Annotated in this window: 25 protein-coding genes; 18 read left to right on the top strand and 7 right to left on the bottom strand. The window is 65.5% G+C overall.

The window, feature by feature from the left end:
- Nucleotides 1-2: 2 nt before the first annotated feature.
- Nucleotides 3-1,079: an A/G-specific adenine glycosylase gene (gene mutY, locus ISO4_RS02000; protein WP_194854971.1), complete on the bottom strand. Its 1,077-nt coding sequence runs from the start codon at nucleotides 1,077-1,079 to the stop codon at nucleotides 3-5.
- Nucleotides 1,076-3,301, bottom strand: coding sequence for an AsmA family protein (locus ISO4_RS01995; RefSeq protein ID WP_194854970.1), 2,226 nt, complete (start codon nucleotides 3,299-3,301; stop codon nucleotides 1,076-1,078). The genes mutY and ISO4_RS01995 overlap by 4 nt, the downstream gene beginning before the upstream one ends.
- A 146-nt stretch (nucleotides 3,302-3,447) precedes the next feature.
- On the opposite strand from ISO4_RS01995, the gene ISO4_RS01990 reads away from it, so the two are divergent.
- Nucleotides 3,448-5,361 carry a sensor histidine kinase gene (locus ISO4_RS01990; RefSeq protein WP_194854969.1) on the top strand — a complete coding sequence of 638 codons (1,914 nt, stop codon included), beginning with the start codon at nucleotides 3,448-3,450 and terminating at the stop codon, nucleotides 5,359-5,361.
- A 169-nt stretch (nucleotides 5,362-5,530) separates the two neighbouring features.
- Here the strand turns inward: ISO4_RS01990 and ISO4_RS01985 are convergent, their stop codons facing one another.
- On the bottom strand, nucleotides 5,531-5,833 hold the full coding sequence (locus ISO4_RS01985; RefSeq protein ID WP_194854968.1) for a GNAT family N-acetyltransferase: 303 nt from the start codon (nucleotides 5,831-5,833) through the stop codon (nucleotides 5,531-5,533).
- A 90-nt stretch (nucleotides 5,834-5,923) separates the two neighbouring features.
- On the opposite strand from ISO4_RS01985, the gene hisB reads away from it, so the two are divergent.
- The 7 genes from hisB to ISO4_RS01950 all read left to right on the top strand — a co-directional run bounded on the left by hisB (nucleotide 5,924) and on the right by ISO4_RS01950 (nucleotide 10,655).
- Nucleotides 5,924-6,529 carry an imidazoleglycerol-phosphate dehydratase HisB gene (hisB, locus tag ISO4_RS01980; RefSeq protein ID WP_142948215.1) on the top strand — a complete coding sequence of 202 codons (606 nt, stop codon included), beginning with the start codon at nucleotides 5,924-5,926 and terminating at the stop codon, nucleotides 6,527-6,529.
- Between the two features lie 17 nt (nucleotides 6,530-6,546).
- The gene (gene hisH, locus ISO4_RS01975; RefSeq protein WP_067608969.1) at nucleotides 6,547-7,191 is read left to right on the top strand and encodes an imidazole glycerol phosphate synthase subunit HisH; all 645 of its coding nucleotides are present in this window, start codon (nucleotides 6,547-6,549) and stop codon (nucleotides 7,189-7,191) included.
- A 45-nt stretch (nucleotides 7,192-7,236) separates the two neighbouring features.
- Nucleotides 7,237-8,019: a 1-(5-phosphoribosyl)-5-[(5-phosphoribosylamino)methylideneamino]imidazole-4-carboxamide isomerase gene (gene hisA, locus ISO4_RS01970; RefSeq protein WP_142948217.1), complete on the top strand. Its 783-nt coding sequence runs from the start codon at nucleotides 7,237-7,239 to the stop codon at nucleotides 8,017-8,019.
- Nucleotides 8,016-8,789: an imidazole glycerol phosphate synthase subunit HisF gene (gene hisF / locus ISO4_RS01965; RefSeq protein WP_142948218.1), complete on the top strand. Its 774-nt coding sequence runs from the start codon at nucleotides 8,016-8,018 to the stop codon at nucleotides 8,787-8,789. The genes hisA and hisF overlap by 4 nt, the downstream gene beginning before the upstream one ends.
- A gap of 18 nt (nucleotides 8,790-8,807) precedes the next feature.
- Nucleotides 8,808-9,254 (top strand): YaiI/YqxD family protein, encoded by a 447-nt coding sequence (locus tag ISO4_RS01960; RefSeq protein WP_194854967.1) that lies wholly within the window; start codon nucleotides 8,808-8,810, stop codon nucleotides 9,252-9,254.
- 22 nt (nucleotides 9,255-9,276) lie between these two features.
- Nucleotides 9,277-9,693, top strand: coding sequence for an alternative ribosome rescue aminoacyl-tRNA hydrolase ArfB (gene arfB / locus ISO4_RS01955; RefSeq protein WP_194854966.1), 417 nt, complete (start codon nucleotides 9,277-9,279; stop codon nucleotides 9,691-9,693).
- An 80-nt stretch (nucleotides 9,694-9,773) separates the two neighbouring features.
- The gene (locus tag ISO4_RS01950) at nucleotides 9,774-10,655 is read left to right on the top strand and encodes a bile acid:sodium symporter family protein (protein WP_194854965.1); all 882 of its coding nucleotides are present in this window, start codon (nucleotides 9,774-9,776) and stop codon (nucleotides 10,653-10,655) included.
- Between the two features lie 18 nt (nucleotides 10,656-10,673).
- Here ISO4_RS01950 and ISO4_RS01945 read toward each other — a convergent pair whose 3' ends face one another.
- Nucleotides 10,674-11,990, bottom strand: a complete 1,317-nt coding sequence (locus ISO4_RS01945) for a S41 family peptidase (RefSeq protein WP_194854964.1) — start codon at nucleotides 11,988-11,990, stop codon at nucleotides 10,674-10,676.
- Between the two features lie 32 nt (nucleotides 11,991-12,022).
- Nucleotides 12,023-13,207: a murein hydrolase activator EnvC family protein gene (locus tag ISO4_RS01940; RefSeq protein WP_194854963.1), complete on the bottom strand. Its 1,185-nt coding sequence runs from the start codon at nucleotides 13,205-13,207 to the stop codon at nucleotides 12,023-12,025.
- 69 nt (nucleotides 13,208-13,276) lie between these two features.
- Between ISO4_RS01940 and ISO4_RS01935 the strand changes: the two genes are divergently transcribed.
- The 3 genes from ISO4_RS01935 to secB are packed head-to-tail and all read left to right on the top strand — an operon-like array spanning nucleotide 13,277 to nucleotide 14,442.
- The gene (locus ISO4_RS01935) at nucleotides 13,277-13,693 is read left to right on the top strand and encodes a rhodanese-like domain-containing protein (protein ID WP_067610044.1); all 417 of its coding nucleotides are present in this window, start codon (nucleotides 13,277-13,279) and stop codon (nucleotides 13,691-13,693) included.
- Nucleotides 13,693-13,947, top strand: coding sequence for a glutaredoxin 3 (gene grxC, locus ISO4_RS01930; RefSeq protein ID WP_194854962.1), 255 nt, complete (start codon nucleotides 13,693-13,695; stop codon nucleotides 13,945-13,947). Before ISO4_RS01935 ends, grxC begins: the two co-directional genes overlap by 1 nt.
- A 24-nt stretch (nucleotides 13,948-13,971) precedes the next feature.
- Complete coding sequence (gene secB, locus ISO4_RS01925; protein WP_142948225.1) at nucleotides 13,972-14,442, top strand: protein-export chaperone SecB; 471 nt, start codon at nucleotides 13,972-13,974, stop codon at nucleotides 14,440-14,442.
- 9 nt (nucleotides 14,443-14,451) lie between these two features.
- Here the strand turns inward: secB and trmL are convergent, their stop codons facing one another.
- Nucleotides 14,452-14,916: a tRNA (uridine(34)/cytosine(34)/5-carboxymethylaminomethyluridine(34)-2'-O)-methyltransferase TrmL gene (gene trmL, locus ISO4_RS01920; protein ID WP_142948226.1), complete on the bottom strand. Its 465-nt coding sequence runs from the start codon at nucleotides 14,914-14,916 to the stop codon at nucleotides 14,452-14,454.
- A gap of 79 nt (nucleotides 14,917-14,995) precedes the next feature.
- On the opposite strand from trmL, the gene ISO4_RS01915 reads away from it, so the two are divergent.
- Nucleotides 14,996-15,343 (top strand): putative signal transducing protein, encoded by a 348-nt coding sequence (locus ISO4_RS01915; RefSeq protein WP_142948227.1) that lies wholly within the window; start codon nucleotides 14,996-14,998, stop codon nucleotides 15,341-15,343.
- A gap of 98 nt (nucleotides 15,344-15,441) precedes the next feature.
- Here the strand turns inward: ISO4_RS01915 and typA are convergent, their stop codons facing one another.
- Nucleotides 15,442-17,250, bottom strand: a complete 1,809-nt coding sequence (typA, locus tag ISO4_RS01910) for a translational GTPase TypA (protein ID WP_142948228.1) — start codon at nucleotides 17,248-17,250, stop codon at nucleotides 15,442-15,444.
- 375 nt (nucleotides 17,251-17,625) lie between these two features.
- Here typA and ISO4_RS01905 point away from each other — a divergent pair, with 375 nt between their 5' ends.
- The 6 genes from ISO4_RS01905 (at nucleotide 17,626) to ISO4_RS01880 (ending at nucleotide 24,128) form a co-directional block, all read left to right on the top strand.
- Nucleotides 17,626-19,164 (top strand): inactive transglutaminase family protein, encoded by a 1,539-nt coding sequence (locus tag ISO4_RS01905; protein ID WP_194854961.1) that lies wholly within the window; start codon nucleotides 17,626-17,628, stop codon nucleotides 19,162-19,164.
- On the top strand, nucleotides 19,164-20,153 hold the full coding sequence (locus tag ISO4_RS01900) for an alpha-L-glutamate ligase-like protein (RefSeq protein WP_142948230.1): 990 nt from the start codon (nucleotides 19,164-19,166) through the stop codon (nucleotides 20,151-20,153). Before ISO4_RS01905 ends, ISO4_RS01900 begins: the two co-directional genes overlap by 1 nt.
- Nucleotides 20,154-20,239: 86 nt before the next feature.
- On the top strand, nucleotides 20,240-21,349 hold the full coding sequence (locus ISO4_RS01895; protein ID WP_194854960.1) for a tRNA (5-methylaminomethyl-2-thiouridylate)-methyltransferase: 1,110 nt from the start codon (nucleotides 20,240-20,242) through the stop codon (nucleotides 21,347-21,349).
- Between the two features lie 16 nt (nucleotides 21,350-21,365).
- Nucleotides 21,366-21,617: a sulfurtransferase TusA family protein gene (locus ISO4_RS01890; RefSeq protein WP_067610026.1), complete on the top strand. Its 252-nt coding sequence runs from the start codon at nucleotides 21,366-21,368 to the stop codon at nucleotides 21,615-21,617.
- Between the two features lie 222 nt (nucleotides 21,618-21,839).
- Nucleotides 21,840-23,246, top strand: coding sequence for a glutamate--ammonia ligase (gene glnA / locus ISO4_RS01885; RefSeq protein ID WP_194854959.1), 1,407 nt, complete (start codon nucleotides 21,840-21,842; stop codon nucleotides 23,244-23,246).
- Nucleotides 23,247-23,594: 348 nt separating this feature from the next.
- The gene (locus ISO4_RS01880) at nucleotides 23,595-24,128 is read left to right on the top strand and encodes a DUF4124 domain-containing protein (RefSeq protein WP_194854958.1); all 534 of its coding nucleotides are present in this window, start codon (nucleotides 23,595-23,597) and stop codon (nucleotides 24,126-24,128) included.
- Nucleotides 24,129-24,369 lie beyond the last annotated feature (241 nt).

Here is a 24,369-nt window from a genome sequence, read left to right as displayed (position 1 = left end):
GGTTAGAGCAGGCCGGCCTGACGCGGGCCGTGCAACTGCTCCAGTAGCTTTTTGACCGGTGCCGCCAGGCCCAGCTCGCCGGGGTCGGCGGGGCTGATCCAGCGGCCCTGGGCATCCTGCACACCGGCGCCGGTGGTGTCCACCCGGATCAGCAGTGGCTCGATGTCCAGATGGAAGTGGCTGAAGGTGTGGCGGAAGGGTGTCAGTGCTTCCTGGTCGTGGGCGTCCAGGCCGCGCTCGGCGAGGGCGCTGCTTTGCCGGTCTTCGGGATCGAGCTGCGGGAAGCACCACAGGCCGCCCCAGATGCCGCTGGGCGGGCGCGGCTCCAGCCAGACGCGGCCGTCCGGGTGTTGCAGAATCAGCATGCGGGTCTGGCGCACCGGCTTTTCCTTGGCCGGCTTGCGGCCCGGGTAGTCCTGCGGGTTGCCGTCGGCGCGCGCCTGGCACCAGGCCGACACCGGGCAACGGGGGCAGTCCGGTCGTCGCCGGGTGCACAGGGTGGCGCCCAGGTCCATCACCGCCTGGGTGTAGTCCGCCAGCCGCCGGTCCGGGGTGTAGTGCTCGGCCAGTTCCCAGAGCCGGTTCTCCACCGGTTTTTTGCCGGGCCAGCCGGGCACCGCGTGCAGGCGGCTGAGCAGGCGTTTGACGTTGCCGTCGAGAATCGGCGCGCGTACGCCGCGGCTCTGCGCCAGGATGGCACCGGCGGTGGAGCGGCCGATACCGGGCAGGGTGGCGACGTCTTCCACGGTGTCCGGGAAGTCGCCGCCGTATTCGTCCACCAGTTGCCGGGCGGCCTTGTGCAGGTTGCGGGCGCGGGCGTAGTAGCCCAGCCCGGTCCACAGATGCAGCACCTGGTCCGCGTCGGCGTCGGCCAGGGCCCGCACGTCGGGGAAGCTGTCCATGAAGCGCTGAAAGTAGCCGATCACGGTGCTGACCTGGGTTTGCTGCAACATGATTTCCGATACCCACACCCGGTAGGGCGTGCGCGGATGCTGCCAGGGCAGGTCCTGACGGCCGTGCTGGTCGTACCAGGCCAGCACGGCGTCACTGAAGGTGGTGCGGTTCGGGGCGGTGCTCAACGGTTGAAGAACCCCTTGAGCTTGTCGCCCATCTCTTCCTTGATTTTCTCTTCGGCTTTTTGCTTGGCGGCGTTTTTCAGCACTTCCTCGGTGGTGTCGCCTTCCGCGTCGATGCCCAGTTTTTCCTTGAGCTTGCCCTTGGCCGCGTTGGTGGCGGCTTGTTGGGCGATCTTGGCGAAGCCTTCGCGGTCCGGGCCGCACCACTTGGCGGGACTGCCGGCCAGGCTGCCCTGGCAGCGCAGCGGCCAGGTGACGTCTTCCAGGTATTTGCTGCCGCCCAGTTCCGGCGACTGCATGCCGATTTTCAGGTCGAATTCCTGGGTCAGCATGTTCATCCAGCCGTTACCGGAGAGGGTGCCCTTGTCGAGCTTGGCTTCCAGGCTGTCCAGGTTGGCGACCTGCTGGTTGAGGCTGGCCTTGGTGGTCAGGTCGATGATCTTGGTGTCCTCGGACAGCGCCGCCGGCAGCTTGCCGGATTCCTGGTTGGGGATCAGCGCGCTGAGGCCCTGGAAGCGGCCCAGCATGTCGTTGACGCCGCCCACCAGGGTGCCGTAAAGGTTCAGGCCGCGCACGGTGCCGTCGGCCAGATTCATGCTGGCGTTGCCCTTGGCGGAATTGACCAGCGCTTTTTCGCTGTTGCCGGAGGCGCTGAAGTCCAGGTCCATGGAGAAGATGCCCTTGGCCAGGTCCTTATCCAGGGCCATGGCGACCACCGGCTGCAGCTGCATGCTGGACACGTTCTGCTTGAAGCTGATGCGCGGCGTGTTGCCGGACACGTCCAGGTGGCCGCTGGCGTTGAAGCCCCCCTGCAGGGTGTCGCCGGAGGCCTTGGTGAGGCGCAGCACCCCGTCCTTGGCATCGACGTTGAAGACGATGTTGCTGGCCTGGAGGGTGTCGTAGTTCAGCTCACCGATCTTGAGGCTGCCGTCGAGCAGCAGCGGGCGCAGGCTCTCCACCGGGATCAGCTCCGCTTCGGAGAGCTGGGTGGTGCCGCCTTCCTTGCCGCCGGTGCCGCCGCCGGCACCGCTGGCCGCGGCACTGTCTTCCTCGTCGCTTTGTGGCGGCAGGTAGCCGTCCAGGGTGATCTTGTCCAGGTTCAGATCGAACACGATCTTGCCGGTCTCCAGGTTTTCCAGGCCGGCCTTGCCGCTCAGGGTGCTGCTGTCCAGGGTCACCTTGAGCGGGTTGACCATGACGCTGTTGGCCGGGCCGTCCAGGGTGGCGCTCAGGGCCACCTTGCTGAGGGCGCTGTCGTCGCTGGTGGCGATGGGCTCCTCGCCGATCGCTTCCAGGGCCGCGTTGGCGTCGAACGGTTCGGTGTCGATCTGGCCGGCCACTTTCATTTCGCCGGTCAGGCCGGTGACGGTGGCGTTACCGGTGGTGCGGGTGCCGGCCGCTTCCAGCAGCAGGTCGGTGATCTGGGCGCGGTCCTCATCCAGGTTCACGTCCAGCTTCTGCTCCAGGTGCACGCTCACCGGGTTGGTGGTCATGCCGGCGATGTCCGCGTCCAGGGTCATCGGGTCGAGCACGAAGTGGTTGTTGTCGAGATCGGCGGCCAGGGTGGTGTCCAGGTTCAGGTCCACGCGCATGTCGCTCTGATCCTGGTAGCGCAGCGACATCTGCATCGGGAACGGCTCTTCCAGGCTCACGTCCTGGGCGTTGAAGTTGAAGTGCTCAACGCGGATGTCGGTGCCGTCGGTAGTGTTCTGGTAGCGGATTTTGCCGTCGGTGATGGCGACGCTGGGAATGGTCAGCGGGATGTCCATGCCGCCGCTCTCGCCGGGCTGCTCTTCCTCGGCGGGGGCGGTCTCCTCCTCGGCGCCGTCCTGCGGGCCGATCTTCTCCCAGTTGGCGCCGTCGGCGGTTTCCACCAGGTTCACTTCCAGGCCGTCCAGGGTGACGCCGTCCATTTCCACCTGGCCGAACAGCAGCGGCCACACCGCCACGCCGACGCTGGCGCTGTTAATGCCCGCGAACAGCTCTTCCTCGCCGGCGATACGCGCCTCGGTGCGGCCCAGGCTGACGCCCAGTGACGGCCAGAACTGCCAGGCCAGGTCGCCGGGGATCTCCAGATCCAGGTTGGCCTGGGTCATGGCCTGTTCACGAATCTGCGGCTTGAAATCGTTCGGATCGATCACCTGGGTGACCACGAACACGGTCGCCGCCAGCAGGACCACCAGAGCGGCGATGACGATGAGGAAAATTTTGATCGCGCGTGCCATAGAACAGCTCTCCTTGCGCCCCGGGCCGAGGGCCGGGATTATAGCAATAGAATGTACCCAACCGAACGTGAAGACCGTGGCGGGGATCGACGGTTAGAACGCATGATAAAGCATGATAATAAGTATCGCTCTTTGGGGAGCCGGTTTTGTTAAAGTTCCGTAATTTCCTGGTTTGCATAGGGTTGCTGTGGTGCGCGCTGGCCGGCGCCGAGCCGGTGGTGACGCCGCAGCCGGACCAGGAGCAGGTGGCCGTGGCCCGTTCCATGGAGGTGCTGGTGGACCCCGAAGGGCACTGGGATTTCAGCCAGGTGAGCGACCGCTTTTCCGGGCGCTTCGTCCGCAACACCGCCACCGAGCCCAATTTCGGCTTCACCAGCAGCACCATCTGGCTGCGCTTCACCCTGGATACCAGCCGTGTCCGGGGGCAGAGCTGGTACCTGGTGGAACGCTATCCGATCCTTGACCATATCAGTCTGTTCGCGCCCACTGAAGACGGCGGCTACCGGCGGGTGGACCTGGGCGATACCCTGCCGTTCGATCAGCGCCTGATGGACCACCGGGCCTTTATCTTCCCCCTCGACACCGACCTGGCCGGCGCCAACACCTACTATGTGCGCGTCAGCGGCAAGGGCGCCATCAATTTGTCGCCGATGCTCTACAGCGCCGCCGGGCTGGTGGAATACACCTACCGGGACATCCTGCTGTACGGGGTGTTCTACGGCTGCCTGCTGATCATGGTGGTCTACAACGCGCTGCTGGCGTTGTCGCTCAAGGAGCCGGTCTACCTGTATTTCGTGCTGTTCCTGGTGGGCATCACGGTGTTCAACCTGAACGTCAACGGCTTCGGGCTGCAGTTCGTGTGGCCGGAGGTGCCCCGGCTCAATGAGTACTACTGGCTGGGCATCTATATTTGCACGCCGGCGCTGGCCATGTACTCGCGCCACTTCCTCGGCCTCAAGCAGCGCTTTCCGCGCTATGACCGGGTGATCCGCCACTACCTGGCCGGTGTCGCCGTGTTGCTGGTGGTGCAGCTGCTGATCGCGCCGCCCTGGTCCTATTACCTGTCCACGCTGCTGGTGCTGATCACCGTGCTGCTGTTCAGCTGGCTGGGCTGGATGGTGTGGTCGCGCGGCTACCGGGCGGCGCGGCTGTATGTGGCGGCCTGGTGCGTGTTCCTGGTGCTGATCTTCTTCTTCGTGCTCGGCAATCTGGACTGGATCCCCTACGCCTCGGTTATCAGCATGTTGCCCCATCTCGGCGCCCTGTGGGTGGTGATGATGCTGTCCCTGGCGCTGGGCGACCGCATCCGCTTCCTGGAGCGTGAGCGCAACCAGCTGTTCCTGGAGGCGCGTGAGAACCTGGAGCGTCACGTGGAAGAGATCGAGCAGATGAACCGGGACAAATCCACATTTTTGCAGTACGTCAGCCATGAGCTGAACACGCCGATCAACTGGATCGGCGCGGCCAATTCCCTGGACGACAGCGAAACCGGCGCCGACCAGAGCGATGTCTGGGCGCTGGTGCGCAAAGGGCAGCAGCGGCTGATGGGCATGGTCAGCACCTCGTTGCGCTACTTCGACCTGGCCGACCGCAGCACGCCGCCGCTGGTGGCCCGCTGCCGGCCCCTGTGGATGCTGGACGCGCTGCTCGCCACCCGCGCCCGGGCGCTGGAAAGCCTGGCGCTGAGGGTGGTCAACCGTATCTCGCCGAATCTGTATGTGCGCGCCAATGAGACCGAGCTGCAGGAAGTGATGGCCATGGCCTTGGATAACGCCATCCGCTTCAGCCCGCCGGGCGGCGAGATCACCGTTACCAGCGAGGTGATGGTGGGCGAAGCGGAGCTGCGCATCCGCGACCGCGGCCGGGGCGCCGGCCCGGACCAGCTGGAGAGCCTGTTCGAGCCGTTCTTCGTGATGGGCTCGCGCCACCACGAAGAGGGCTACGGCCTGTCACTGGCCATGGCGCGGGTGATGATCGAACAGGCCGGCGGCCGCATCTGGGCCGAGAGCGCCGGCCTCGATCGCGGCTTCACCTTGGTGATCCGCTTGCCGCTGGCCTGACCTGTGGGAGCGGATCTCCCTGTGGGAGCGGGCCCCGCCCGCGAAAGGGCGGCGCCAGCCGCCGGCAGGATTCCAGAGACCTGCCGGATTGCGCGACCAATAGCCGTTTCTGGAATCCTGCCGGGCGGTTATACCGCCCTTTCGCGGGCAGGGCCCGCTCGCACAGTCGCTAGCGGCGGCATTTCTCCGGCAGGGCGAGCGCTCCGCCGTGATGTTTCTCCAGCAGCCGCAGAAAGTCCCGCCCCACGCCGCGTCCGCGGGTGGCGGGGTGCACCACCATCCACGCCAGGGTGTCGCCGTCGAGCAGCGCCACCGCCACCGGCGCGCCGTTGAAATGGGCGGCGGCCACCGGGCGCCCGGCGTCCAGGGCCTGGCCCAGTTCGGCGGCGTAGTCCGGGTCGTCGCGCAACACTTTGCTGAAGCGTTGCGCCAGTTCCGCGTCGGGGGAATGAAATTCAAGACTGATCGGCATAGTGTCTCCGCTAACCGGTAAATGGCCGCCGCGCTGGTGAGGGGGCGCCGAGGGCCGTATAATACGGGGTTCCGTTTTCTGGAGGTACCGATGAGCGAACGCCGCGCCACCGTGGAGCGAAACACCCTGGAGACCCAGATTCGCGTCAGCGTGAATCTCGATGGCACCGGAGTGAGCAAGCTGGATACCGGCCTGCCGTTCCTGGAACACATGCTCGACCAGGTGGCCCGCCACGGTCTGATCGACCTGGACATTGAGGCCAAGGGCGACTTGCACATCGATGCCCACCACACGGTGGAGGACATCGGCATCACCCTGGGCCAGGCCCTGGCCCGCGCCTGGGGCGACAAGAAGGGCGTGCGCCGCTACGGCCACGCCTATGTGCCCCTGGACGAGGCCCTGACGCGGGTGGTGATCGACCTGTCCGGCCGCCCCGGCCTGGAAATGCACGTGGACTTCACCCGCGGCATGATCGGCGGGTTCGACGTGGACCTGTTCTATGAGTTTTTCCAGGGGCTGGTGAACCATGCCATGATCACCGTGCACATCGACAATCTGCGCGGCAAGAACGCCCACCACCAGGCCGAGACCGTGTTCAAGGCGTTCGGGCGCACCCTGCGCATGGCGGTGGAGCCGGATCCGCGCATGGACGGCGTGACCCCGAGCACCAAGGGCACGCTCACCGAAAACCCGTAAACCACTCGAGGCGCCCCATGAGCGAAACCGTGGCCGTAGTCGACTACGGCATGGGCAATCTCCATTCCGCCGGCAAAGCGCTGGAAAAGATGGCCGCCGACGGTCAGCGGATCGTGATCACCGGCGACCCGGAGCAGGTGCGCGCCGCCGACCGGGTGGTGTTCCCCGGCGTCGGCGCGATCCGCGACTGCATCAAGGTGATCACCGAAACCGGCCTGGACCGGGCGATTCTCGACGCCATCGACGCCTACAAGCCGGTGCTCGGCATCTGCGTGGGCATGCAGGCGATGATGGACTTCAGCGAAGAGAACGACGGCATCGACTGCCTGGGTGTGTTCTCCGGTCGGGTGCAGTTTTTCGGCGCGCCCCTGGGTGACACCGGGCGCCCGCTGAAGGTGCCGCACATGGGCTGGAACCAGGTGCAGCAGGTCAACGACCACCCGCTGTGGGCGGGCATCGACGACAACAGCCGCTTCTACTTCGTGCACAGCTACTGCGCCACCGGGGTGCCCGACGAGCAGATGGCCGGCCGCTGTGAGTACGGCCTGGCGTTCGCCGCCGCCGTCGCCAAGCGCAATGTGTTCGCGGTGCAGTTCCACCCGGAAAAGAGCGCCGACGCCGGCCTCAAGCTGCTGGAAAACTTTCTGCGCTGGCGGCCCTGAGCGCCGCGTCCTCTTATTTCAGCCTGTTAAACAAGCGAGATCGTCATGGAACTGATTCCCGCCATCGATTTGAAAGACGGCCACTGCGTGCGCCTCAAGCAGGGCCGCATGGACGATGACACGGTGTTTTCCGAGGACCCGGTGGCGGTGGCCGACCACTGGGTGAAGCAGGGCGCGCGGCGCCTGCACCTGGTGGACCTGAACGGCGCCTTCGCCGGTGAGCCGGTGAACGGCGAGATCGTCAACGCCATCGCCCGCGCCCACCCGGGCCTGCCGATCCAGATCGGCGGCGGCATCCGCAGCGCCGAGACCATCCAGGCCTACCTGGACGCCGGCGTTCAGTGGGTGATCATCGGCACCAAGGCGGTGAAAGAGCCGCAATTCGTGCGCGACATGTGCAAGCAGTTCCCCGGCCACGTGATCGTCGGCCTGGACGCCAAGGACGGTAAAGTGGCCACCGACGGCTGGGCCGAAGTCACCGACATCGACGTGGTGGACCTGGCGCGCCAGTTCGAACACGACGGCGTGGTGGCCATCGTCTACACCGACATCAGCCGTGACGGCATGCTGCAGGGCGTCAACGTGGAAGCCACCGAGCGGCTCGCCGAAGCGATCAGCATTCCGGTGATCGCCTCCGGCGGCATCACCGACATGGAGGACGTGCGTCGGCTGTGCGGGGCGCGCACCGTGGGCATCACCGGCGCCATCACCGGCCGCGCCATCTACGAGGGCACCCTGGATTTCGCCCAGGGCCAGGCCCTGGCCGACGAGCTGCAATCCCGGGGGCCGGGCATGTCCGGCACCACCGGTAGTGGAGTGCGAAAGTGACACTAGCCAAGCGAATCATCCCCTGCCTGGACGTGGACGACGGCCGGGTGGTCAAGGGCGTGAAATTCGTGGATATCCGCGACGCCGGCGACCCGGTGGAGGTGGCGCGCCGCTATAACGAGGCCGGCGCCGACGAGATCACCTTTCTGGACATCACCGCCAGTCACGAGGACCGTGACACCACCCTGGAAATGGTCGAGCGCATGGCCAGCCAGGTGTTTATCCCGCTCACCGTGGGCGGCGGCGTGCGCACCATCCAGGACATCCGCAACCTGCTCAATGCCGGCGCCGACAAGGTGGGCATCAATTCGGCGGCGGTGAAAAACCCGGAGTTCGTGCGCGAGGCCGCCGAGCGTTTCGGGTCCCAGTGCATCGTGGTGGCCATCGACGCCAAGAAGGTGAGCGGCGAAAGCGAAGCCAACCGCTGGGAGATCTTCACCCACGGCGGCCGCAACCCCACCGGCATCGACGCGGTGGAGTGGGCGCGCCGCATGACCGATTACGGCGCCGGCGAGATCCTGCTCACCAGCATGGACCGGGACGGCACCAAGAACGGCTTCGACATCGCCCTGACCCGCGCCATTTCCGACGCGGTGCCGGTGCCGGTGATCGCCTCCGGTGGCGTCGGCAACCTGCAGCACCTGGTGGACGGGGTGATCCAGGGCGGCGCGGATGCGGTGCTGGCGGCCTCGATCTTCCACTTCGGCGAGTACAGCATCGCCGAGGCCAAGCAGTACATGCACAGCGCCGGCATTGAGATGCGCCTGTGATACTGCCGGGGGCCTGACGTGCGGATCTGGATAGACGCGGACGCCTGTCCGGCCGTGATCCGCGACGTGCTGTTCCGCGCCGCCGACCGGCGCGCCATCGAGACCACCCTGGTGGCCAACCATTTCATCCCCAAGCCGCGCTCGCCGCACCTCCGTGCGGTACAGGTGGAAGCCGGCTTTGACCGCGCCGACGATTACATCGCCGAGCAGGTCCAGGCCGGCGACCTGGTGATCACCGGCGACATCCCGCTGGCCGCCCGGGTGGTGGAGAGCGGTGGCACCGCGCTCAACCCCCGTGGCACCCTTTACGACAGCGAGAGCATCCGCGAACATCTGGGCCGCCGCGACTTCATGGAAGAACTGCGCTCCGCCGGGGTGCAGACCGGCGGCCCGTCGTCGTTGAGCAAAAGCGACGTCCAGACCTTCGCCAATGCGCTCGACCGCTTTATCGCGCGAGCCCGGTAACTCCCCCGGCCAGGAAGGACCCATGCTGAAAATCTCCAACAATGTGACCATCCCCGAGTCCGAGATCGAATGGCAGGCGATCCGCGCCCAGGGCGCCGGCGGCCAGAACGTCAACAAGGTGGCCTCCGCCGTGCACCTGCGTTTCGACATCGGCGCCTCGTCGCTGCCCGAGTTCTACAAGGAGCGGCTGCTGGCCTGGTCCGACCGGCGCATCACCACCGAAGGGGTGGTGGTGATCAAGGCGCAGCGCTTCCGCACCCAGGAAAAGAACCTGGACGACGCCCTGGCGCGGCTGAAAGCGCTGATCCTGGACGCCACCGTGGAGCAGAAAAAGCGCAAGCCCACCAAGCCGTCCAAGGCCGCCAAGCGCAAGCGCATGGACAAAAAAACCCGCCACGGCCAGACCAAGGCGCTGCGCAAGCCGCCCATCGACGGCTGACCGGCAAGCGCTCTGTACAAGAGTCGCCGCCACGGACCCCGTAGGCTAAGCTCCTTGCGATAATAAAAAAGGAGCGCAGCATGGATCAGGCCAGTCTGGTTGAAATCGGTTTACCCGCCGCCCTGTTTCTCATCATGGTGGGCATGGGGCTCACCCTCACCCCCAAGGACTTCCGCGAAGTGTTGATCGCCCCGCGGGCCACCGTTTACGGCCTGGTGGCGCAGATTGTACTGCTGCCGCTGGTGGGCGTGGGCCTGGCGATGACGCTGGACCTTTCCCCGACGCTGGCGGTGGGGCTGGTGATCATCGCCGCCTGCCCAGGCGGCACCACCTCCAACCTGTTCGCCTTTCTCGGCCGTGGCGACGTGGCGCTGTCCATCGTGCTGACGGTGGCCGCCAGCCTGGTCACGGTGGTGACGCTGCCGATGTTCACCAGCTGGGCGCTGGGCCATTTCCGTGACAGCGATCTGGTGCTGGAGCTACCGGTGCTGCGCACAATCCTGACCCTGGTGGTGATCATCCTGGTGCCGGTGAGCATCGGCATGACCATCCGTCATTTCCGCCAGGACTGGGCGGTGAAGGGCGAAAAGCTGGTCAGCGTGTTCGGGCTGCTGGTGCTGGTGGCGGTGATCGTGATGCTGCTGGTGGACCTGGGCGGAGAGGCGCTGGTGCTGCTGCGCCAGGGCGGCGCGGCGGTGATACTGCTCAACCTGATCGGCTTGGGGCTGGGCCTGTTCGGTGGCCGCCTGATCGGGCTGAGCCGGCCGCAGGCGTTCACCGTGGCCATTGAGCTGGGCATCAAGAACGGCACCCTGGGCCTGATGGTGACCCTGACCCTGCTGCAGTCGGACGCCATGTCCGTGCCGGCGGCGGTGTACGGGGTGATGATGTTCCTGTTCGGCTTCCTGATGATCGGCTATGCCCGCCTTACGGGCATCGGCCGGGCGCCGGTCACGTCCTGACCGGCGCGTTCGGGCGGGTTACTCCTCGCGGTCGGCGCGCCGCCGTTCCGCCAGGTTGATGCCCTTGAGGATCGAGAGCGCCTGGGACAGTGGGTAGTCACGGCTGGCCAGGGGCTCTTCGCCGCCTTTCTCCAGCGCTTCCTTCTGCGCCTGGTTGAGCAGGTGGTGAGGCAGGTCCGCTTCGCGGGGGCGCTGGTCTTTCAGCAGCTCGACGCTGGACACCTGCACCGGGATATCCGGCTCGATGCCTTCCGCCTGAATCGAACGGCCGTCCGGCGTGTAGTAGCGCGCGGTGGTCAGCTTCAGGGCGTTGTCGCCGCTGATCGGCAGCACCGTCTGCACCGAGCCCTTGCCGAAGGTGCGGGTGCCCACCACCACGGCGCGGCCCTGGTCCTGCAGGGCGCCGGCGACGATTTCCGACGCCGAGGCGGAGCCGCCGTTGACCAGCACCACCAGGGGCAGGCCTTCGATCTCATCGCCCAGGTTGGCTTTGTAGTCGTTGCGGCTCTCGCTCTCGCGGCCCTGGGTGTAGACGATCAGCCCGGAATCGAGGAACAGGTCGCTGATTTCCACCGCGCCGCCGAGCACGCCGCCCGGGTTGTTGCGCAGGTCGAGGATCAGCCCGCTCAGCTCGCCTTCGGCTTTCAGTTCGTTGAGGGCTTTCTTGGCTTCGTGGCCGGTGTTGTTCTGGAACTGGGACACGCGCAGGTAGCCGTAGCCGGGCTCCAGCACTTCGCTTTTCACGCTTTCCACTTTGATGCGGTCGCGCTTGAGCGTCACCGGGCGCGGCTTTTCGTCGCCGTCGCTGAGCACCGAGAGGGTCACTTCCGAGCCCGCTTCGCCGCGCATCAGCTCCACCGCTTCCGCCAGGCTCAGGCCTTTGACGAAGGTGTCGTCGATCTTGAGGATCAGGTCGCCGGCCTGGATGTCGGCGCGGCTGGCGGGGGAGTCGTCGATCGGCGAGACCACTTTGACGAAGCCGTCTTCCATGGTCACTTCCAGACCCAGGCCGCCGAACTCGCCGCTGGTGGTGGATTGCAGGTCCTCGAACTGGTCCGGGGTCAGGTAGGAGGAGTGCGGGTCCAGCTCCATCAACATGCCGCGGATCGCCGCCTGGATCAGCTCTTTCTCGTCCACGTCCTGCACATAGGCGCCGCGCACCCGCTCCAGCACTTCCGCGAAGGCGCGCAGCTCGGTGACCGGCACGCCATCCTGACGGGCCTGCTCATCGACTTCCGGGTCGGCGGCCAGGGTCGGGGCGGAGACGGATACGGTGAGGAGCAGGGCGGCGCTCAGTGCGGTGCGGCGGAGCAGGGGGTGAGACGTTTTCAGCATGTAATTCCCCAGACCAAGGGCATCATTGGACACTAGTTTCGGGCAATGGGCGGCAGTGTAACACGGCGGTCGCACCAGCGTGTCGGGTTCACCACCTTGCCCCGATTGCGGATTTCGAAGTACAGCGCGCTGCGGCTGTTGCCGCCGGACTGGCCGGCCAGGGCCAGGGTGTCGCCCACCGCGACCCACTCGCCCACATCGCGCAGCAGGCTTTGATTGTAGCCGTACAGCGTCAGGTAGCCACCGCCGTGGTCGACGATGGTGAGCAGGCCGTAGCCGCGCATCCAGTCGGCGAATACCACCCGCCCGGGGTGGATGGCGCGCACCGGCGTGCCTTCCTCGGCGGCCAGCACCACGCCTTCCCAGCGCAACGCGCCCTCACGGCTGGAGTTGAAGCTCGACAGCACTTCGCCGGGCACCGGCCAGGGCAGCTCGCCGGCCAGTTTGGCGAACGGCGTGCCGCGGTCGGCGGGGGCCATTTCCGGCATGCTGCGCTCCATCTCGGCGAGCAGCTTTTCCAGGCGCTGCTGGTCGGCGCGCAGGCGGTCGATGTCGCCGCCGCGCTGGTCCAGGGAGCGTTCCAGTTTGGCCAGGGTGGTCTCCCGTTCGCGGGCGGCCTGCTCCAACTGCTCCTGGCTGCGCGCCAGCGCTGTGCGGCGATCCAGCAGGTCGGCGCGGGCGTCGGCCACTTCTTGCGCCACCCGGCGCAGCTCCACCAGTTCGTCTTCCAGGTCGGCGAGGCGGTCGGTGCGGGCGCGCTGGAAGTATTCCTGGTAGCGCAGCAGGCGCGCGATCTGGTCCGGCTCCTGCTGGTTGAGCATCAGCTTCAGCCGCTCTTCGCGGCCGCTCTGATAGCTGGCGCGCACCGTCTTCACCAGCCAGCGCAGCTGCACCTTCTTTTCTTCGGCCAGTTCCGCCTGCTCGGCCTCCAGCCGCGCCAGCCGCGACTCGGCCTGGCGGGCGTCGCGCTCCAGCTGACGCCGTTCGCGGGTCAGCTCGCCGACCCGGGTTTCCGCCTCGCGCAGCTCGCTCTGCACCGAGTCGCGCTGGCGGGCTTCCTTCTGCTGGGCCTCGGACAGCGCCTCGATGCGCTCCTTGAGCGCTTCCAGCTGTTGCTCGGAGGGCTCTTCGGCGGGCGCGCCGGCGCTCGTCAGCACCAGCGCCGGCACGATCAGCAGCGTCAGTAATCGAAAATGGGGTTTCACGGGTTCCGTCATGGTGCCTTATCTTAACCGAGCGCTGGTGTGTATACTTGTCGCCGATTTTCCGCCGGCAGGAATGCAGTCATGGATCGTATCATCGAGTTCGTCACCAACCACTATATCCTGGTGTTTGCCTTCTTAGCGCTGTGGGGCGCCTTTTTCGTGATTGAGTCCCGCCGTGGCGGCAAGGCCATCACGCCGCAGTTCGCCACCAATCTGGTCAATCAGAAGGATGCGGTGATCGTCGACGTGCGCGCCGCCGACGAGTTCCGCGAGGGGCATATCCCGGGCAGTGTGAACATTCCCCAGAGCCAGGTCACGGACCGGATGGGCGAATTGGAAAAATATAAGGAAAAGCCGCTGATCCTGACCTGCAAGATGGGCAACCAGGCGGCGCACCTGGGGCGCCAGCTGCGCAACAAGGGCTTTTCCGAGCTCTACCGTATCCAGGGCGGCGTCACCGCCTGGCGCAATGATAACCTGCCGGTGTCCAAGGGCTGATGGCGGACGTCACCCTTTACAGCACCGGCTGGTGCCCGTTTTGCGTGCGCGCCAAGCGTTTGCTGGCGGGCAAGGACGCCCGCGTCCATGAGATCGACGTGGACCGGGAGCCGGAAGCGCGTCGGCAAATGATGGCGCGCAGCGGCCGCCGCACGGTGCCGCAGATATGGATCGGGGACCGCCACGTGGGCGGTTGCGATGAACTTTTCGCATTGGAGCGGACGGGCGAACTGGACGACCTGCTCGCCGGATGACGGAACCGAACAACGGAGACAATCATGGCCGAAGAACAGAAAAAAACCTTCCAGTTGCAGCGCGTCTACCTTAAGGACGCCTCGTTCGAGTGCCCGGGGGCGCCGGACATCTTCCTGCAGGAGTGGAAGCCGAAGATGAACGTGCAGCTGAACAACAGCGCACGCCGCATCGGCGAAGGCACCGAATACGAAGTGGAAGTGACGGTCACCGTCACCGCCAAATCCGAGGACGAGCAGAAGACCTTCTATCTGGCCGAAGTGAAGCAGGCGGGTATTTTCACCCTGGCCGGCATCGAAGGCGAAGAGCGCGATCAGCTGCTGGGCGCCTACTGCCCCAATGTGCTGTTCCCCTACGCCCGCGAAGTGGTGTCCGATCTGGTCGCCAAGGGCTCCTTCCCGCAGATGATCCTGCAGCCGCTCAACTTCGAGGCGCTCTACCAGCAGCAGCGCGAGAAGCAGCAGAGCGGCGACGGCGAGCCGTCCACCGTCCAGTAATCGATTGGTTCAGATCGCGCCGGGGTAGCCGAGTTGCCGCCAGGCTTCGTAGAGCGTGATCGCCACCGCGTTACTGAGATTCAGACTGCGGCTGTTGGCGCCCATCGGCAGCCGCAGCCGCTGCTCCGGCGCCAGCCCTTCCAGGATATGGGCGGGCAGGCCCCGGGTTTCCGGCCCGAACAGCAGCACGTCCCCGTCCTGAAACCGTACCTGGCTGGGCGCCGGGCCGCCTTTGGTGGTCAGCGCGAACTGGCGCGCGGTGGGGTAGTCCCGGCAGAAGCTGGGGTAGTCCGGGTGCACGGTGACGTTGGCGTATTCACTGTAGTCCAGCCCGGCGCGGCGCAGGCGCCGCTCATCCAGCTCGAAACCGAGCGGCTCGATCAGATGCAGGGCGGCGCCGGTGTTGGCCGCCAGGCGCATGATGTTGCCGGTGTTGGGCGGTATTTCCGGCTCGAACAGAGCAATATTCAGCATTCACGGATCCCGGGTTATAAAAGCGGGTAAATGGTAGCGTGTTGTCGACAGGGATGCGCGCAACAGAGGAGAGCCACCCATGAAGCGTGTCTACGAAGCCGGTGACGGCCTGGAAGCGCACATGCTGGCCGGCTTGCTGGAGCAGTCCGGCATCGTTGCCCAGGTGCGTGGCGACATGCTGCAGGGCGCGGTGGGCGAGTTGCCCGCTTCCGGGTTGGCCAGCGTGTGGGTGAACGAAGACGATGAGGCCCGCTCGCTGGAGGTGATCGCCGACTACGAGGCCAGCCAGCCGCCGCCCTCCGGGCCGACGCTGCGCGAGCGCATCCGCGAGCCGGGGCGTGCCGAGACGGACAGCACCCGCGCCTTCCGCAAAGGCCTGTTGATCGGGATGTTTCTCGGCGCGGCCTTGATGGCCTGGCTGCTTTAGCGCCTGCCGGGAGCTTCGCTCCCTTTCGCGGGCGGGGCCCGCTCCTACAAGGCGCAATAAAAAAGGCCCCGGAAGGGGCCTTTTTCTTGTCCACCGCCTTAGCGGCTGGCGCGTTTGCGCTCGGTCTCGGTGAGCAGCTTCTTGCGCAGGCGGATGTGGTTGGGGGTGATTTCCGCCAGTTCGTCGTCTTCGATAAAGTCCAGGGCCTGCTCCAGGCTGAAGCGTACCGGCGGGGTGAGAATCACGTTCTCATCGGTGCCGGAGGCGCGCATGTTGGTGAGCTGCTTGCCCTTGGTGGGGTTCACCACCAGGTCGTTGCCGCGGCTGTGGATGCCGATCAGCTGGCCTTCGTAGACTTCCACGTTGGGCTCGATCAGCATGCGGCCGCGCTCCTGCAGGTTGAACAGGGCGAACGCCAGCACCTTGCCTTTGACCATGGAGACCAGCACGCCGTTGTTGCGCTGGGCCATGTCGCCGGCCTTGAACTCACCGTAGTGGCTGAAGGTGCTGTTGAGGATGCCGGTGCCGGAGGTGAGCGTCAGGAACAGGCTGCGGAAGCCGATCAGGCCGCGGCTGGGCACGATGAAGGTGAGGCGCACCCGGCCCTTGCCGTCCGGCTCCATGTTGGTCATCTCGCCGCGGCGCAGGCCCAGTTGCTCCATGATGGCGCCCTGGTGCTGCTCTTCCACGTCGGCCATGACGTTCTCGTAGGGCTCCTGCTTCTTGCCGTCCACCTCGCGCACGATCACCTGCGGGCGGCCCACGGCCAGCTCGAAGCCTTCACGGCGCATGTTCTCGATCAGCACGGACAGGTGCAGCTCGCCACGGCCGGAGACGCGGAACTGGTCGGCGCTGCCGGTCTCTTCCACGCGCAGGGCCACGTTGTGCTTGAGTTCCGCTTCCAGGCGCTCGCGGATCTGGCGGCTGGTGACGAACTTGCCGTCCTGGCCGGCGAACGGCGAGGTGTTGACGTGGAACACCATGCTCACGGTGGGCTCGTCCACGGTCAGCGGCGGCAGGGCCTCCACCTTGTTGGGGTCGCACAGGGTGTCGGAGATATCCAGCGGGTCCATGCCGGTGACGCAGACGATGTCGCCGGCGCCGGCTTCCGGCACGTCCACCCGGTCGAGGCCGTGGTAGCCCATGATCTGCAGGATGCGGCCGTTACGCACCTTGCCTTCGCGGTCGATGATCTTGACCGTGGAGTTGGCTTTGATTTTGCCGCGCTTGATGCGGCCGATGCCGATCACGCCCAGGTAGCTGTTGTAGTCCAGCGAGGAGATCTGCATCTGGAACAGGCCGTCCTGTTCCACTTCGGGCGCCGGTACGCGGTCGATGATGGTCTGGAACAGGAAGGTCATGTCGTCGCCGAGCTGGTCCGCTTCCGGGCCGGCCACGCCGTTGAGGGCGGAGGCGTAGACCACCGGGAAGTCGAGCTGCTCGTCGCTGGCGCCGAGGGTGTCGAACAGGTCGAACACCTGGTCGATCACCCAGTCCGGACGGGCGCCGGGGCGGTCCACCTTGTTGACCACCACGATCGGCTTGAGGCCGGCGGCGAACGCCTTCTGGGTCACGAAGCGGGTTTGCGGCATGGGGCCGTCCACCGCGTCCACCAGCAGCAGCACCGAGTCGACCATGGACATGACCCGCTCCACCTCGCCGCCGAAGTCGGCGTGGCCGGGGGTGTCGACGATGTTGATCTGGTAGTCGCCGTACTTGAGGGCGGTGTTCTTGGAGAGGATGGTGATGCCCCGTTCCTTCTCCAGGTCGTTGGAGTCCATCACCCGTTCCACGTCGCCGGCGCGATCTCCCAGGGTGCCGGACTGTTGCAGCAGCTTGTCCACCAGGGTGGTCTTGCCGTGGTCAACGTGGGCGATGATGGCGATATTGCGCAGGCGTTCAATCACAGAAATGGCTCCGTAGGGAAAAAAGTCGCTCTCCGTCCGTTGGCGGACCAGCGTGAAAATGCGTCCGCGACCGGCCGGAAGGGCCCGTGAAACGGAGTGGGAGGCGGATTAGGCGGCGCATTGTACAGCCCTTGTACCCACGGAAGCCACACGAAGGTGTGTCATGGCATAATGTGACCCGGTGCAAAGTTTTACTTTTGTTGCTCCGGTTGGCCTCTGACTGCCCTAGAATGTCGCAACCAAACACGGGTCAGCCGGTCTCAGCAACGTGCGCCGAACGGCCGCGCGGGCCGAGGAACCGTCGACGGGCGCCAGGGCTGGCTTCCGTTCCGTGGCTGACCGCCCGTGACGAAAGTATTGGAATAAGGCTGAAAAATGCGTTCTGTGAAATTGCACGCCCGGCTGCTCGCCGCTTTTTTGTTGTTGCTGGGGGTCGGCAGTATTGCCTACCAGATATTGGTCCAGAAAGTGCCGCTCACCGAGAGCGAGAGTGACCCGGTATGGGTGGTGGACGCCCAGGTCAGTTTCCAGGCGCGGGAGAACACCCCGATCAAGGCGCGCATGTACGTGCCGCCGCTGGAGAGCGGTTTCACCGCCCTCAATGAAAGCTTTATTTCCAACAACTACGGCGTCAACGTCAACCGGGAGAACGGCAACCGGGTGGTCACCTGGTCGGCGCGCCGGGCCGAGGGGCGGCAGAACCTGTATTACCGGTTGATGCTCACCTCGCGCTTCGCCGAGCCGGCGTCGGTGCCCGAGGACGGCCCCCAGTTCCGCGCGGCGCCGCCGCTGGAGGGCCCGGAGCGGCTGGCCGCCGATGCGTTGCTGGCGCCGATCCGCCAGCACTCCGCGGACGTGGAGACCTTCGTCAGCGAGACCATCAAGCGCGTTAACAACATGGAAAGCGATAACGTGCGCCTGCTGCTCGCCGGCGACCGCAGCCCGGAGAACCGCGCTCGGGTGGTCGACCTGCTGCTGGCGGTGGCGCATATTCCCGCCGAGCCGGTGCACACCCTGGAGCTCAACGAGAGCCGCGACCAGCAGCCGGAGCTGTGGCTGCGCACCTACAACGGCAAAAGCTGGCTGTATTTCAACCCGCTGGACGGCCGCCAGGGGCTGCCCGATGACCGGCTGGTGTGGTGGAGCGGCGACAAGCCGTTGCTGGCGCTGGAGGGCGCCCGCAACGCGGATGTGGATTTCGGCGTTCACCGCAATGAGATGAGCGCGCTGCAGCTGGCCCAGTCGCTGCGGTTCCAGGACCAGAGCAGCTTTATCGACTACTCCCTCTACGAGCTGCCGGTGCCGTCCCAGCAGCTGTTCCGCATCCTGATGATGATTCCGGTGGGCGTCCTGCTGGTGCTGCTGATCCGCTCCCTGGTCGGCATGGAGACCCTGGGCACCTTCACGCCGGTGCTGATCGCGCTGGCGTTCCGCGAAACCGAGGTGATCTGGGGCGTGCTGCTGTTCACCTTCATCACCGCCATCGGGCTGTCGGTGCGCGGCTATCTGGAACACCTGAAATTACAGTTACTGGCGCGGCTGTCGATCGTGCTCACCTTCGTGGTGATCCTGATGGCGCTGATCAGCCTGGTGGGCTACAAGCTGGGGCTCTCCACCGGCCTGTCGGTGGCGCTGTTCCCGATGGTGATTCTGACCATGGTGATCGAGCGTATCTCGATCGTCTGGGAGGAGCGTGGCGGCACCCAGTCGCTGAAGGTGGCCATCGGCACCCTGATCGCGGCGGTGCTGTGTCACCTGTTGATGGTTTGGCAGCCGCTGGTGTACTTCGTGTTCACCTTCCCCGGCGTATTGCTGGTGCTGGCGGCGGTGATGGTGCTGATGGGCCATTACCGGGGTTACCGCCTGGCGGAGCTGATGCGCTTCCGGGCGATGACCGATGAAGGTGGCCGCTGATGTTCGGGATCCGCACCTGGAGGGCCCTGCGCCGCCGTGGCGTGATGGGCATCAACCAGCGCAACGGCGACTATGTGCTGGCCTATAACGACCGGCGCCTGTACCCGCTGGTGGACGACAAGATCCGCACCAAGAAGCTGGCCCTGGACGCCGGCATCCAGGTGCCGGACATGTACGGCATCATTGATACCGAGCAGGGCATCAGCAAGCTCCAGCACATCGTCGAGACCCACGGCGACTTCGTGATCAAGCCGGCCCAGGGTGCCGGCGGCGACGGCATCATGGTGATCTCGGACCGCTTCGAGGGCTACTACCGGGGCGCCTCCGGCCGCATGATCAGCCCCGAGGAGCTGGAGTTTCACATTTCCGGGATCATCTCCGGCATCTATTCCCTGGGCGGCCACCGCGACCGCGCCCTGATCGAGTACCGGGTGCGCTCCACCGACCTGTTCGACCGCATCAGCATCGGCGGCGTGCCGGACGTGCGCATCATCGTGCTCAAGGGCTACCCGGTGGCGGCCATGCTGCGCCTGCCCACCCGCCAGTCCGACGGCAAGGCCAACCTGCACCAGGGCGCCATCGGCGTGGGCGTGGACATCGCCACCGGTGTCACCCTGAGCGGCACCTGGCACAACCTGAAAATCGACCGGCACCCGGACACCGCCCATCCGGTGGCCGGCGTGCAGATTCCCGACTGGGAAGCCTGCCTGGAGCTGGCGGCGCGCTGCTATGAGCTCACCGGGCTGGGTTATCTGGGCGTGGATCTGGTAATGGACAAGCACAAGGGCCCGTTGATGCTGGAGCTCAACGCCCGCCCCGGGCTGAACATTCAGATCGCCAACGACGACGGCCTGCTGCGCCGCTGCCGCATCGTCGAGGATCATCTCGACGGCCTGGACTGGAAGCTGGAGCCGGTGGCCCGCCGGCTGACGCTTGCCAAGCGCGAGTTCGCCGTGGCCCGCCTGCCGGAAGCCCCCGAAGCGCCCTGACCCCGGCGCTTCGTCAACAAAGCGTGATTTGCTATACTCTGCCGCCCGTTTCCGACCATCTCCTTTAAAACAGGGCGAGTATTGTTATGTCCGAGGCAGTCGCACCCGTCACCCGGCCCAGCGCCGACCCGCTCCAGCGCCGCGCCATCGCGCTGGTGTCCGGCGGGCTGGACTCCATGCTGGCGGTAAAAGTGATGCAGGAGCAGGGCATTCACGTGGAAGGGGTGAACTTCTTCACCGGCTTCTGCGTGGAGGGCCACACCCACGCGATCCGCAAGAAAGACAAGGACAAGAACAAGCGCAACAACGCCCTCTGGGTGGCCGAGGAGCTGGGCATCAAGCTGCACATCATTGATATCTCCGAGGAGTACAAGGATGTGGTGCTCAACCCCAAGCACGGCTACGGCGCCCATCTGAACCCCTGCCTGGACTGCAAGATCTTCATGGTCAACCAGGCCACCTTGATGCTGAACAAGGCCCGTGAGCTGGCCGGCGAGAAGGGCTTCGATTTCATCATCACCGGCGAGGTGGTGGGCCAGCGGCCCAAGAGCCAGCGCAAGGAAACCATGCCCATCATCAGCAGCGAGTCCGGCGCCGACGACCGCCTGCTGCGCCCGCTCAGCGCGCTCAACCTGCCCGAGACTTTGCCCGAGCGCGAGGGCTGGGTGGACCGCTCGCGGCTGCACGATTTCTCCGGCCGCAACCGCAAGCCGCAGATCGAGCTGGCGCGCCGTTTCGGCCTGGAGGACTACGCCCAGCCCTCCGGCGGCTGCTGCTTCCTGACCGACGAATCCTACTCCCGCAAGCTCGCCGACCTGTGGCAGGCCCGCAACGAACGCCGTTACGAGCTGGACGACATCATGCTGCTGAAAGTGGGCCGCCACATCCGCCCGCAGCCGCACCTGAAACTGATCATCAGCCGCGAGGAAGGGGAGAACCGCTTCCTGGAGGGCTACCGCTACCAGTTCACCAGTCTCACCACGGTCAGTTGCCCCGGCCCGCTGGCGCTGGTGGACGGGCGCTTCGAATCGGAAGCGGAGCTGGAGCAGGCCGCCGCCATCGTGGCGCGCTACTCCAAGGGCCGCGGCGACGAAAGTGTCACCGTGGAAGTGAAGGACCCCGGCGGCGTGGCCCGCGAGGTGCGCGTGGCGCCGGCGCGGCCCGATGATATCCCCAAGAACTGGTTGGTGGCTTAGCCACATGGAACCCTCAATGAGCGACGAAACCCTTCATGAGCTGGATGTGCGCCGTCAGCTGTGCCCCATTCCAGTGATCAAGACCCAGAACAAGGTCGCCGAACTGGCGCAGGGGGAGGTGCTGAGGGTAACCTGCACGGACCCGGGGGCCCTCAACGACATTCCCGCCTGGTGCAGAATCAATGGTCATGAAGTGCTGGCCACCGAGGAAGGTGATCTGGAAGTGGTGGTCACTCTGCGCGTTGGGGCACCCTCCGTTGCACTGTAAAGGTGCATAAATTCGATGCAGGCCCCAAGTTGGTGCGTTTCAGCCGCTTCTCAGTGCGCTAAGCGGGCTCAGTACACGCTACTGCGCCAAAAAAGGGCTGGCACAGTATTTGCTGACCTATTGGCATGCAGGCCCCGGTGGCCGAGAATAGCGGCTCTTCGCTGGTAGCTCCGGCGCAGGCGAGTAGCCAGACACATACCCGTTCCAGGAGGATGCTCAACAATGTCTGAAAAGACGCTGAAACTGATTAAAGATAACGACGTGAAGTGGGTGGATCTGCGTTTTACCGACAGCCATGGTAAAGAGCAGCACGTGACCCTTCCCGTCGGCGAGATCGACGACGACTTCTTCCAGGACGGCAAGATGTTCGATGGTTCCTCCATCGCCGGTTGGAAAGGCATCAACGAATCCGACATGATTCTGCTGCCCGAAGACGAAACCGCCGTTCTCGACCCGTTCACCGACGTGGCCACGCTGAACCTGCGTTGCAACATCGTTGAGCCGACCACCATGCAGGGTTACGAGCGTGATCCGCGCTCCGTGGCGCTGCGCGCCGAGGAATACCTGAAGTCCACCGGTATCGCCGACAGCGCCCTGTTCGGTCCGGAGCCGGAATTCTTCGTGTTCGATTCGGTACAGTGGAAGTCCGACATGTCCGGCGCCATGTACAACATCTACTCCGAAGAAGCGGCCTGGGTATCCGCCGATGAGTTCGAGAAGAACAACATCGGTCACCGCCCCGGCGTCAAAGGCGGCTACTTCCCGGTACCCCCGGTGGACAGCCTGCACGACCTGCGTGGCGCCATGTGTTCCGCCATGGAGCAGATGGGCCTGGAAATCGAAGTGCATCACCACGAAGTGGGCACCGCGGGCCAGTGCGAGATCGGTGTGGGCGCCAACACCCTCACCAAGAAAGCCGACGAAGTGCAGATCCTCAAGTACTGCGTGCACAACGTGGCCCACGCCTACGGCAAGACCGCCACTTTCATGCCCAAGCCGCTGATCGGTGATAACGGTTCCGGTATGCACGTGCACATGTCCCTGGCCAAAGACGGCAAGAACCTGTTCGCCGGTGACGAGTACGCGGGCCTGTCCGAAGAAGCGCTGTTCTACATCGGTGGCGTGATCAAGCACGCACGCGCCCTGAACGCCTTCACCAACGGCTCCACCAACTCCTACAAGCGTCTGGTGCCCGGCTTCGAAGCCCCGGTAATGCTGGCGTACTCCGCCCGTAACCGTTCCGCTTCCATCCGGATTCCGTGGGTGAGCAACCCGAAAGCGCGTCGTATCGAGACCCGCTTCCCGGACCCGGCCGCCAACCCGTACCTGTGCTTCGCGGCACTGATGATGGCCGGCCTGGACGGCATCAAGAACAAGATCCACCCGGGCGACGCCATGGACAAGGATCTCTACGATCTGCCGGCGGAAGAAGCCAAGGACATCCCCACCGTGGCGCACACCCTGACCATGGCGCTGGATGCCCTGGAAGCCGATCACGAGTTCCTGACCCAGGGCGACGTGTTCACCAAGGACATGCTGGAAGGCTACATCGAGCTCAAGCGCAGCGAAGTGGAGCGTCTGAACATGACCCCGCATCCGGTCGAGTTCGACATGTACTACAGCTGCTAAGCCTCACGGCGACCGCAGTCCCCGAAAAGCCCGGCCTTCGCGCCGGGCTTTTTTTGTTTTGGTGGGCAGCCCGTGTTGTGGCTCCGTAGCCGGTTCGGTCTCGGTGCCGATGTCCAGGACCCGCCGTGAATACGTCCCTGTAGGCTTGTGTTCGGCTCCCTGCCTCACACAGTCCTGGACATCGGCACCGAGACCGAACCTCCCGAGTGGTGCCAACTGGCCAACGAGGCTCTGAAGAGAGGTCCGACCCCGGCTGGAGAGACCTTCCCGCTAAAGTGCGATGAAGCCCCTTTTTTTGTCGGGGCCGCGGCGTCAGAATCGAGGCAACACCCAACAAGGATGAGCCTGATGAAAACCTGGTGGCCACTACTGCTGCTTACCGTGCCGATACTCGCCGTGGCGCAGACCACCGACCGGCCGGACAGCGGCTCAAACGGTATTTACCGGACGCTGGACGCCGACGGCAACGTGGTGTTCACCGATAACCCGCCGGACAAGAAGCGCGCCGAGGAAGTGAAGGTGGGCCCCACCAACACCATGGACAGTCCGCCGGTGGAGCGGCGCGCCGCATCCCGGGGCGATGCGCCGCCGGAACCGCCGGAGCCGCCGGATACGGGCTATGAGGCGGTGTCGATCACCGCGCCGGACGCCGGCGCCAACCTGCGCCTTCCCCAGGACAACCCGATCCAGGTTCAGGTATCGCTGTCGCCGTCGCTGAAAAGCGGGCACCGGCTGGTGATTCTCGACAACGGCACGCCGCTCGAGGGCACCGCCATGGACTTTCCCAATCCCGGCGAGCACACCCTGGTGGCGCAGGTGCGTGACGGTGACGGCACAGTGCTGATCGAATCCGAGCCGGTGCTGTTCTACCCCCGCCGATAGCGGCGGCGGCCAAGGCCAGGGCAAAGGCTCCGCCTTTCCCACCTTCGGTGGCCGGGCCGAACGTGGCGGCTCCGCCACCACCGGCAGCGGCGCCGACCGGGGCGCCGGCGCGGAGCGTGGCGGCGGTGCCGCGGTGGGCGGCAGTGCCCAGCGCGTTATCCGCCCCTCCGACGACTGAACCCTTCTGCACCAAAAGTGTGCACCCTCCCGCCATACCTCCTAGACTGCACCGTGAAGGACA

The organism is Alloalcanivorax venustensis ISO4 (assembly GCF_015356855.1).
GTDB classification, from domain to species: domain Bacteria; phylum Pseudomonadota; class Gammaproteobacteria; order Pseudomonadales; family Alcanivoracaceae; genus Alloalcanivorax; species Alloalcanivorax venustensis.
This window is presented reverse-complemented; position numbering and strand designations above follow the sequence as displayed.

Coding starts and splice junctions, on each gene's coding strand:
- grxC (WP_194854962.1), top strand. CDS start 13,693: ATGGCGGACGTCACCCTTTACAGCACCGGCTGGTGCCCGTTTTGCGTG.
- hisH (WP_067608969.1), top strand. CDS start 6,547: ATGAGCGAAACCGTGGCCGTAGTCGACTACGGCATGGGCAATCTCCAT.
- ISO4_RS01985 (WP_194854968.1), bottom strand. CDS start 5,833: ATGCCGATCAGTCTTGAATTTCATTCCCCCGACGCGGAACTGGCGCAA.
- ISO4_RS01905 (WP_194854961.1), top strand. CDS start 17,626: ATGCGTTCTGTGAAATTGCACGCCCGGCTGCTCGCCGCTTTTTTGTTG.
- arfB (WP_194854966.1), top strand. CDS start 9,277: ATGCTGAAAATCTCCAACAATGTGACCATCCCCGAGTCCGAGATCGAA.
- hisB (WP_142948215.1), top strand. CDS start 5,924: ATGAGCGAACGCCGCGCCACCGTGGAGCGAAACACCCTGGAGACCCAG.
- ISO4_RS01895 (WP_194854960.1), top strand. CDS start 20,240: ATGTCCGAGGCAGTCGCACCCGTCACCCGGCCCAGCGCCGACCCGCTC.
- secB (WP_142948225.1), top strand. CDS start 13,972: ATGGCCGAAGAACAGAAAAAAACCTTCCAGTTGCAGCGCGTCTACCTT.
- ISO4_RS01915 (WP_142948227.1), top strand. CDS start 14,996: ATGAAGCGTGTCTACGAAGCCGGTGACGGCCTGGAAGCGCACATGCTG.
- ISO4_RS01890 (WP_067610026.1), top strand. CDS start 21,366: ATGAGCGACGAAACCCTTCATGAGCTGGATGTGCGCCGTCAGCTGTGC.
- ISO4_RS01900 (WP_142948230.1), top strand. CDS start 19,164: ATGTTCGGGATCCGCACCTGGAGGGCCCTGCGCCGCCGTGGCGTGATG.
- ISO4_RS01945 (WP_194854964.1), bottom strand. CDS start 11,990: ATGCTGAAAACGTCTCACCCCCTGCTCCGCCGCACCGCACTGAGCGCC.
- hisA (WP_142948217.1), top strand. CDS start 7,237: ATGGAACTGATTCCCGCCATCGATTTGAAAGACGGCCACTGCGTGCGC.
- glnA (WP_194854959.1), top strand. CDS start 21,840: ATGTCTGAAAAGACGCTGAAACTGATTAAAGATAACGACGTGAAGTGG.
- trmL (WP_142948226.1), bottom strand. CDS start 14,916: ATGCTGAATATTGCTCTGTTCGAGCCGGAAATACCGCCCAACACCGGC.
- ISO4_RS01880 (WP_194854958.1), top strand. CDS start 23,595: ATGAAAACCTGGTGGCCACTACTGCTGCTTACCGTGCCGATACTCGCC.
- ISO4_RS01995 (WP_194854970.1), bottom strand. CDS start 3,301: ATGGCACGCGCGATCAAAATTTTCCTCATCGTCATCGCCGCTCTGGTG.
- ISO4_RS01935 (WP_067610044.1), top strand. CDS start 13,277: ATGGATCGTATCATCGAGTTCGTCACCAACCACTATATCCTGGTGTTT.
- ISO4_RS01940 (WP_194854963.1), bottom strand. CDS start 13,207: ATGACGGAACCCGTGAAACCCCATTTTCGATTACTGACGCTGCTGATC.
- ISO4_RS01950 (WP_194854965.1), top strand. CDS start 9,774: ATGGATCAGGCCAGTCTGGTTGAAATCGGTTTACCCGCCGCCCTGTTT.